Source organism: Paraburkholderia kururiensis JCM 10599 = LMG 19447 (assembly GCF_003986935.1).
Classification (GTDB): Bacteria; Pseudomonadota; Gammaproteobacteria; order Burkholderiales; family Burkholderiaceae; genus Paraburkholderia; species Paraburkholderia kururiensis.
The window spans coordinates 19,563-27,877 of record NZ_RJZE01000041.1; the positions used below are offsets into that span (position 1 = coordinate 19,563).

Annotated in this window: 9 protein-coding genes and 1 pseudogene; 4 read left to right on the plus strand and 6 right to left on the minus strand. The window is 66.9% G+C overall.

The features are described 5' to 3' along the window. Window positions 1–48: 48 nt before the first annotated feature. Both PKKP23_RS31585 and PKKP23_RS31590 read right to left on the minus strand, forming a co-directional pair. A complete protein-coding gene (locus PKKP23_RS31585; RefSeq protein ID WP_126879813.1) occupies window positions 49–438 on the minus strand; it encodes a hypothetical protein in 390 nt (129 codons plus the stop codon). Window positions 439–562: 124 nt separating this feature from the next. Beyond that, complete coding sequence (locus PKKP23_RS31590) at window positions 563–1,285, minus strand: EAL domain-containing protein (protein ID WP_161978178.1); 723 nt, start codon at window positions 1,283–1,285, stop codon at window positions 563–565. A 372-nt stretch (window positions 1,286–1,657) separates the two neighbouring features. On the opposite strand from PKKP23_RS31590, the gene PKKP23_RS31595 reads away from it, so the two are divergent. The 3 genes from PKKP23_RS31595 to PKKP23_RS31605 all read left to right on the plus strand — a co-directional run bounded on the left by PKKP23_RS31595 (window position 1,658) and on the right by PKKP23_RS31605 (window position 5,043). Further along, window positions 1,658–2,248, plus strand: coding sequence for a recombinase family protein (locus PKKP23_RS31595; protein ID WP_126879815.1), 591 nt, complete (start codon window positions 1,658–1,660; stop codon window positions 2,246–2,248). Next, on the plus strand, window positions 2,245–3,588 hold the full coding sequence (locus tag PKKP23_RS31600) for a glycosyltransferase family protein (protein ID WP_240659236.1): 1,344 nt from the start codon (window positions 2,245–2,247) through the stop codon (window positions 3,586–3,588). The genes PKKP23_RS31595 and PKKP23_RS31600 overlap by 4 nt, the downstream gene beginning before the upstream one ends. Window positions 3,589–4,299: 711 nt before the next feature. Next, a complete protein-coding gene (locus tag PKKP23_RS31605; protein WP_126879816.1) occupies window positions 4,300–5,043 on the plus strand; it encodes a DUF2968 domain-containing protein in 744 nt (247 codons plus the stop codon). Between the two features lie 326 nt (window positions 5,044–5,369). Here the strand turns inward: PKKP23_RS31605 and PKKP23_RS34255 are convergent, their stop codons facing one another. Further along, window positions 5,370–5,507, minus strand: coding sequence for an HHHH-motif protein (locus PKKP23_RS34255; RefSeq protein WP_168724614.1), 138 nt, complete (start codon window positions 5,505–5,507; stop codon window positions 5,370–5,372). A 145-nt stretch (window positions 5,508–5,652) separates the two neighbouring features. Then, window positions 5,653–5,976 carry a response regulator transcription factor gene (locus PKKP23_RS31610; RefSeq protein WP_176049096.1) on the minus strand — a complete coding sequence of 108 codons (324 nt, stop codon included), beginning with the start codon at window positions 5,974–5,976 and terminating at the stop codon, window positions 5,653–5,655. A gap of 1,079 nt (window positions 5,977–7,055) precedes the next feature. On the opposite strand from PKKP23_RS31610, the gene PKKP23_RS31615 reads away from it, so the two are divergent. Next, window positions 7,056–7,658 (plus strand): recombinase family protein, encoded by a 603-nt coding sequence (locus tag PKKP23_RS31615; protein ID WP_126879818.1) that lies wholly within the window; start codon window positions 7,056–7,058, stop codon window positions 7,656–7,658. A 44-nt stretch (window positions 7,659–7,702) separates the two neighbouring features. Here the strand turns inward: PKKP23_RS31615 and PKKP23_RS31620 are convergent, their stop codons facing one another. Beyond that, on the minus strand, window positions 7,703–7,984 hold the full coding sequence (locus PKKP23_RS31620; protein WP_126879819.1) for an H-NS histone family protein: 282 nt from the start codon (window positions 7,982–7,984) through the stop codon (window positions 7,703–7,705). Window positions 7,985–8,115: 131 nt separating this feature from the next. Beyond that, window positions 8,116–8,315, minus strand: a pseudogene (locus tag PKKP23_RS31625) (porin); the annotation flags it as partial.

Sequence of the window (8,315 nt, forward strand, 5' to 3'; positions counted from 1 at the left end):
CATTGCTTAATGTCTAGCGCGCCACCCCTGCCTTCCATTCCCGTCCTTTCAGTCCGACCGCCCCTCCCCCAGCCGGGCCCACTCCCTTATGTCGCGTCCATGCAGGTACCCGCTGCGCAGCAGCCCGCCCAGCCAGCGCAGCGCCTGCGGGTCCTGCCCGCGCGCCTGCTCCAGCCGCGCCCCGTACCGGCCCGCCAGTCCCGCCGTCACCGCCGCATCACGTCCGTAGAATCCCGTCGCCAGGCCCAGGTCGTACGCCCCCGCCGCAAGCCCCACGTCCGCTCCCGGATGACGCGCCAGAAGAAGGTGCACCGAGGCACGGAACTGCTCCATGCAGCATTCCGCATCCACCGCATCCGGCCAGCTCCCTGCTGTCCCGATGTGCCCCGCGCACGACGACAGCAGCCGCAGCACCTCGCCCAGACCATCGCCGGCCACACTCCCTTGCGCCACCGCCGCGCCTGTCCCGCGCCTGCGCCGCCCCGGCCCGGGCCGCCCTCTCTCTCCCGTTGTCCCGCCCATCTTTCCTGTTCCTTTTTTCGTTGCCTTTCCAGGCCGGCCCCTACACCGGCCGCACCGGGCTGAACAGCCAGCCCTGCACCCACTGCGCGCCTGCTGCGCGCACCAGCTCCAGATCCGCCTCCCCTTCCACACCCTCCACCACCACCTGCGGCGCCAGGTCCGCCGCCAGCCTCACCATCCCCGCCAGCCGCGCCTGTCCCGCACCGCTGCACCGCGCACCGGCCAGCAGCGACGCGTCGATCTTGATGATGTCCGGCGACTGGATGCTCACCGCCGTCTCCACCCCGTACCCCACCCCGAAGTCATCCACCGCCACCCCGCACCCCAGCTGCCTGAGCTGCCGCACGAAACGGCCTCCCAGCGCCACGTCCATGCGCGCGCTCTCCGTGATCTCCACCACCAGCCGCCCCGCCACCTCCGGCTGCTCCGCCAGCTGCCGGAACAGCGCCTCCCACATCACCCCGGGCAGCATGCTCAGCGCCGACAGGTTCACCCCCAGCCGCGCCGCGGGCTCCCCGCGCAGCAGCGCCACCGCCTGCCGCATCACGTAGCGGTCAAACGCGCACACCATCGAGAAACGCTCCAGCAGCGGGATGAACTGCGCCGGCGAAAGGGCCATGCCCCGCACCCTTGCCAGGCACTCCTCATAAAGCACACGGCGTGGCTGCGTCACGCTGCACACCGCCTCACGCCTGAGCACCAGCCGCCCCTGCCGCATGGCCGTGAACACCGCCTCCACCTGCTCCATTTCCGGCATTGCCATCGCCATCCCCGTCACGGACGCACCCGCGCCGCAGCCTCTCCAGGAGGGGTGGTGCAAAAAGGAACCTTTGTGCCACATTGGTAAAAAATTTCCTTGTGACCCCTGAAAGTCAGGCCGCACAAGGAACCACCGGAAGGGATATGGGGGTGGGCGAAAGGGTTCGTTTTTGTCCAGTAGAATGCGGCCCAGCCAGCCCCGTCTGACAATGTTTTGCACCTTTTCATGCAGTCAGCATTGCCGGACCCGGCATCACGCATAACCCGTTTTTTCCGGATACGTCATGCAGTTCACACACCCGTCCGTTCCGGGCGCCCCCGCTCCCCGCGGAACCGCCCTTTTCCCCTTCCTGGTGTGCGACCCGGGAGACCGGGCGTGAAGATCGGCTATGCGCGCGTGTCTACCGACGAGCAGAACCTGGCACTGCAGAAGGATGCGCTGCGGCGCGCCGGATGCGACCGCCTGTTCACCGACCGTGGCGTCTCCGGCGCGGAGTTCAGCCGCCCCGGACTCGATGCCGCACTCGCCAGCCTGACCCCCGGCGACGTGCTCGTCGTCTGGCGGCTGGACCGCCTGGGACGCTCCATCAGCAAGCTCATCGACCTCATCGCCTGGCTCGGCCGCAATGACACCGGCTTCGTCTCGCTCACCGAGGCCATCGACACCACCACCGCCGGCGGCGTCCTGATGTTCCACATGATGGCCGCGCTCTCCGAGTTCGAGCGCCGCCTCATCAGCGAGCGCACCCGCGCCGGCATCATCGCCGCACGCGAACGCGGCATCGTCATGGGCCGGCGGCCCGCACTCACCCCAGCCCAGCGCAGCCAGGCCATCGCCCTGCTGCAGACCCTGCCCATCGGCGAGGTGGCCCGGCGCTTCAACGTCCACCCCACCACCGTCAGACGCGCCGTGCGCCCCACCGCCCCCCGTCTCACGCCCGGCTGCGCCGACCCTGTCCAGCCATGAGCGCCGACACGGCCATGCCCGGCGAAGCCGTCACGGTGCTCAGCTGCCTCACCTCGGCCGCACCCGCCAGCCTCGCCAACCACCGCCACTATGCGTTCGCCCACGGCTACCGCCACGAACTGCTGGACATGGCCTGCGGCCCCTGCGGCCCGCAGATCCAGGCCCTGCAGCGCTACGAGCACCTGCTCGCCACCCTCGCCCGCCTGCCCGAAGCCGCACTGGTGCTGCTGCTCGGCGAGAACGCCGCCGTCGTCCATCCGGTGCCGCTGCCGGCCCTCATGCGCGGCCGCGACTGCCTGCTCGTGCTCACCTCCGGCCCCACCCCCCAGCCCAACGTGCAGGTCTGGCGCAATACCGCCACCTCCCGCGCACAGCTCGCCGCCCTGGCCGGCCGCTGCCGCCTGGGCAGCGAACCGTTTCCCGGCGAGTCCGCCCTGCTTGCCGGCCTGCCCTCCCAGCCCTGGCACCAGACCATCGACGGCATCTGCCCCGTCATGTCCACCGGCCCCAACGTCGAGCCGCGCTGGAGCCTCGTGCCCACCTTCGCCGTGAGCCTGGACGCCAGCACCCATTCCCCCCCCGAGCTCGGCATCGTGCCGCGCTTTCGCGAAACCCTCTTCTCCCATATCAACGACTGCCAGCTCCACGCACGCCAGCCCTTGCGCCTCGACACCCCCCACGCCATGCCGGCCAGCACCCGCCAAACCTTCAATCCCGGCCGCCCCGTCGCCCTGGTTACCCTCTACACCCCCGGCATCGCCTGCTACGGACGCCTCGCCGAAGCCAGCTTCCGCCACTACTGCCAGCGGCACGGCCACACCCTGCACGTCTACCGCGACATCCCCGCCGAGCTCGGCCTGCAGGGCTCCGGCAACTGGTTCAAGCCCTGGCTGCTGCATGCCTGGCTGGCCCATCACGAATGGGTCCTCTGGCTCGACGCCGACGTGCTCGTCGCCGATCCCGCCCGCCCCATCGAACCCCTGCTCGACGGCCGCGACTGCCTGCTCGCCCGCGACATCGGCCAGTGGCCCTTCAACTCCGGCATCATGGGCTTTCGCCGTACCCCCGCCACCCTCGCCCTGCTCGCCGACCTCATGGCCCGCATCGCCGCCATGCCCGACCGCTCCGGCGTCTACACCGCCAACGGCGACCAGTTCCACTTCATCGCCGCCATGCGCGAGCACGGCCTGCTCCAGCACACCCCCATCGACAGCCCGCTCCTCTTCAACACCCCATGGTTCATGCGCTCAGCCTCCAGCTTCCTCGTCCACTACTTCGGCATGTGGACACAGATGCGCGCGCTCATGATGCACGCCGACCTCCTCGCCCTGCTCCCCTGATGCCCCTGCCAGCACTCAAACCGCCCGGGCCGGGCCAACGACGGAAAACGATGGGTGCCGGTTGATCGCGGCTTCGTGCCTGCTTACACCGTGCAACGAAACGCCTGGTCAAGATCTGGAATGTCTGTCACGGGCGCGAGCTTCATCCGGCCCCGGTACCAGCCCGATTGCCCGCCCGGCAAGCACGCACCCGCATCCCGCCGGATTCACTCCATGCAGAACCGCACAGGAGTCCTGACCAATGGAACCGGAACAATGATGGACGAAAAGAACAAAGGCAGGCTGCTGGCACACCCTGGGACTATTGCTTCATCGCCCGGACAGCCCGTGCTGTTTCACCCCCGCTTTTTATGGAGTGCGAAGGCGCGTACACCGATGCGATCGGGTTGTGCGGCCCCCCTGGCGGGCTACGAGCCAGTCGGGCAGGTTGCGGACGAGGCGGGACACCGCCGTGGTTGCGCCGGGAGCGTGCAGATCCGCGGCCCGGTCCACGCAGCAACGTGCTGCGGCCGCACGGCCGGCCGTTCTGCCAGACGTTATCCACGCAATGTGAGCAAGCGACAGCCAGTCGCGATGATGGGGGATGGGATTGCGCGCGTAGTATATCTGGAGGGTGTTGTACTCGCGCAGCAATCCTGCTGATTTCAATCCGACGCGAAGTCAGCTTGAGCCCGGTTATCCGGATAGCCTGAATCTGCGCATGGAGAAACTGTGAAAAATCTGCTGAGCCGTCGAAGCAGTCAGGCGCCGTCTGCACCGTCTGACGCCCTTGATACCCCCGCAGAAGGCGCGACCTCCGACCCCGCGGACGAGGATCCTCCAGATACGGTGATCGATACAGCAGGCGAAACTGCACAGTCCATGTCGCAAGCCCGCGCGATGACCGTGGTGACGCCGCAACCTGCTCAACGCGGGATACAGATGGCGGACGTCACGGAACTCCAGCGCCTCGTTGCAACTGAATCGATAGTCCAGTTTCGCTCATTCCGGAGCTTCGACTATTCGGCAGTGCTGCTATTTCACGGCGACGCGCCCGACTACTATGTGGCGCTCTATCACGATGCTGAAATTTGGCGTGCCTTTGTCGCCGTGGATCTCGAACCGGCCGAGGCGGTGTTCCGCAATGTTCAGGACCAGATCATCAAGATGACCGAAGGTGAGACCCGGCGCGCGCAGATCAGGTCGCAAAATGAACGGGTCGCCCGCGCGGTCAGGCAAAGCGAAGCGCTTGCCGAACGGCTGCGCAATGACATCGAGCGCGACGTGACTCAAACGCAGTTGAGCAATGCGAAACAGCACGACATACGCAGGGAACTTGCGCAGCTTGAAGCGCAGCGCGTCGCGGTCCAGGCCCAGTTGAACAGGGCGGTACGCCAGGTTCACAGCCTGAGGCTCACGAACAACGAAGGTCTTCCGCACCTGCAGACTCGCCGGGACGACGGATCGAGAAAATGAGCCAGTACGGTGAGGTGCCGGATTTCGCGAACCCGTTCCCTGCTCTTCCCTTGAAGGGGCGCGGACCTGATAATGGCGGGCATTCGTCACAGGTTTTGATCGTCCCTTTCCAGCGAGCCCTTCGACCCGGTGCAACCTCCGCAGCAGCTATTGTCGACGGTGGTCCAGATCCGCGCTTTCCGGGCAGCGTCAGATAGCGGCGGCACGATATGTTGCGCAATATGGGGCGCCCTCGATGAGGGAAGGAGCCGGCGATCACGCGGAACGTGATGCATCGCGTGCGCGTCGCCACCGCCGGCGACCACCGCGCGGGGGAAACCTCTCCCTTACCTCACCCAGTGGCACACACGCTGGTGATGATGATCGACGTGGCAGACCCGGTGCGAGTGGGCTTCGGCGAGCGTGGGTGCCAGGACGGCAGGCGCGAGCACGGCCGCCGTCAGGATCCTTGCGAAGGATTTCATGAACGTCTCCCTGGTAACCGGCCGGACCATCCGGCTGGCTTCCCTGCTTAACGCCGTCGACCGCATCCAGGTTGCACGGCGTAATGTAAAACCGCGATGATCCGTGCGCCGGCCAAAGATCGGCGTGAACACTGATGAGGCCGCATCAGCGGTACTGTCCGGCATCGTCCTGGACGATGCCGTTCTTCATCGCAAAGCGGATCACATCGGCGCCGCTTCCCAGCTGAAGCTTCTGCATGAAACGCGTCTTGTGCGTGCTCACGGTCTTGATGCTGAGATTGAGCGATCTTGATATGTCGGTCAGGCTGTAACCCCGGGCCAGCAGCTGGAGCACCTCGAACTCCCGCCTGGAGAGAATCTTTCGTGGATCACGTTCGCAGGCGGCCGGCGCGAAGAACATGGCTTCAACCAGTGCAGGGTCAATGAACAGGCAACGGTCCGCGACGCGCCGCACAGCGCCGACAAGCACGTCGGGCCCGCTTTCCTTCGAGACATAACCCGTTGCGCCGCGGCGGAACAGGCCGACATGCGTTTGTACGGTGGCCCGCATCGTCATCACGAGAAGCGCAACGCCGGTTTGCGCTGCAACCGCAGCCTTGCAGCATGCCGGCCGCCGATGCGGTCATGGACGTGGCATCAGCAAGCACAACACTGATTCCTGGCCCGTCGAGGAACGGTTGCAGACCGCGCGTGCCGGCTGTTTCTCCAGCCACCTCAATGTCTGCTTCGTTGCGCAGGACGTGCGCCAACCCTACTTCCACGATCGGATTGGCGCCCACAATCAGCCCCCTGATCGGTCGTGCATGGTCGATGGATGTCATCCATGATGGCCCGGTAATAATTGTTAAACAGGCATGGGGTGTCGGGATGGTCCCAGGCTTGCCCAGGACATGCTGACACCTCATCCTCCTCCGGTAGTGATTGTGTATGGTCTGGCCTGCGGATGTCCACACAGAATTGAGCGGCGCATGGCCCATCTACCCCAATACGCCGATGATCGTCGGATCGTCCGGCAACGGCAGTGCGGGATCAAGCCAGTTGCGCGTGCGACCCAGTGAGGGACAGTAGCTGACCCGCGTGGCGACGATCGAGAGCGACCAGTCGCGACTGGGACGGCCAATGCCACAACGACGGAGCCCCCCCAGGCGGGCTGTTGCCGGGCATGCATGTGGGTTCGCGGAGCATCCATTTCCATTCAGGTGTGCTTCGGGATCCCAGGAAATAGTCGTGACGTCACAGTCGGTCCCGTGCATCGGCATTCCGCTGGCGTATCCACAGTGAAAACGGTTATCAAGAATCCGGGAACTTCTGGCCAGCTGGTTCACGCGACACCCGCCCCCTGATTTAAACAATATTTAACGTTGCTTTGCCTGCCCGTGACATTGCGTGATGATGGCGGCCTCACGTCCGGGCCACCCATAAATAAAAAGTCCAGTCCCGCGCCCGCCGGCAGACGTGAAACGCTCCCGCCTCCAGCGGGAAACGGTGACATGAGACGGTGTGCACACATCGCGCGTCGCCGCACGGCAGACACGAACGGGACAGGACATGGCCGCGGGGAAACGCATCGGCTACGCGAGGGTATCGACAGAAGAGCAGCATCTTGACCTGCAGCTGGCGGCACTTGAGGCATACGGCTGCGACCGGGTGTATTCGGACCACGGCATCTCCGGCGGCCGCTTCGACCGCCCGGGGCTGCGCGCCGCGCTCGCGGCCGCGCGGACCGGCGGCACGCTGGTGGTCTGGCGCCTGGACCGCCTGGGCCGCTCGCTGCGCGACCTGGCCACCCTGGTGGGCAATCTCGGGCAGCGCGGCGTGCGCATCGTTTCGCTTACCGAATCGCTCGACACCGGCTCGGCCAGTGGCCGCTTCACCTTCCACATGCTTGCCGCGCTGGCCGAATTCGAGCGCGGCCTGATCAGCGAGCGCACCCGCGCGGGCATCGCGGCCGCCCGCGCCCGCGGCAGCCGCCCCGGCCGCCGGCCCGTGCTCGATGACGCGCAATGCGGGCACGCCCGCCAGCTGCTGCTCAGGCATTCCCTCTCGGCGGTTGCCCGCATGCTCGGGGTGGACCGCGGGACGCTGCGGCGCGCCCTGTCCAGAACGGAATCCCGGGAGCGCGGGGAAGCCCCGGCCCCGGACGGGGCCTGACGGCAGTGGCGCCGCGGACCGGCAACCGCTGCCCCGCGCGCCCGTCAGATCTCGAACGCGGCGCGGTCGCGGCCCGCGATCCATAGCGGCGCGCGTCCCTTGCCGTTCCACGTCGCGCCGCTCACCGGGTCACGGTACTTCGGCGGCTGCGGCCCGGTCTTCTTCGCGCCGCGACGGACCATCAGTTCTTCCGGCGTGATGAGAAACTCCACCATCAGTTCACGCACCGTCGCCAGCGCCTGGCTGCGTTCGGCGTCCCGCGCCAGCGCGATCCTCTCTTCCAGCTCCCGCCGTTCGGCCAGCAGTTCCCTGTACGTCTTCGTCATCAGTCATCTCTCCCCGGCTGCCGGCCGGTGCGGGGCGCGCGCCATGACAGACGGCCCCCATGTCCGGAAGAACATGGGGGCCGTCCGCGCGGGCCGCCGCCCTTCCAGGCCCGGCCCGCCTGCGCAAAAGCCTAGAAGCGGTGACGCAGGCCGACCGTGGCGGCCGTCTGGTTCCTCGACGACGACGGCAGCTGCGAGTTGTCGCCGCTGTAGATCGAGGCCACCCCGCCGTCGCCCATGGCGTGCTGGTACACGGCCTCGGCATAGAGGTCCGTGCGGCGCGACAGCGCATAGTCCGCCTGCAGGCCGATCTGGTGGTAACGCGTCTTCA

Coding starts and splice junctions, on each gene's coding strand:
- PKKP23_RS31590 (WP_161978178.1), bottom strand. CDS start 1,285: ATGGCAATGCCGGAAATGGAGCAGGTGGAGGCGGTGTTCACGGCCATG.
- PKKP23_RS31600 (WP_240659236.1), top strand. CDS start 2,245: ATGAGCGCCGACACGGCCATGCCCGGCGAAGCCGTCACGGTGCTCAGC.
- PKKP23_RS34255 (WP_168724614.1), bottom strand. CDS start 5,507: ATGAAATCCTTCGCAAGGATCCTGACGGCGGCCGTGCTCGCGCCTGCC.
- PKKP23_RS31615 (WP_126879818.1), top strand. CDS start 7,056: ATGGCCGCGGGGAAACGCATCGGCTACGCGAGGGTATCGACAGAAGAG.
- PKKP23_RS31620 (WP_126879819.1), bottom strand. CDS start 7,984: ATGACGAAGACGTACAGGGAACTGCTGGCCGAACGGCGGGAGCTGGAA.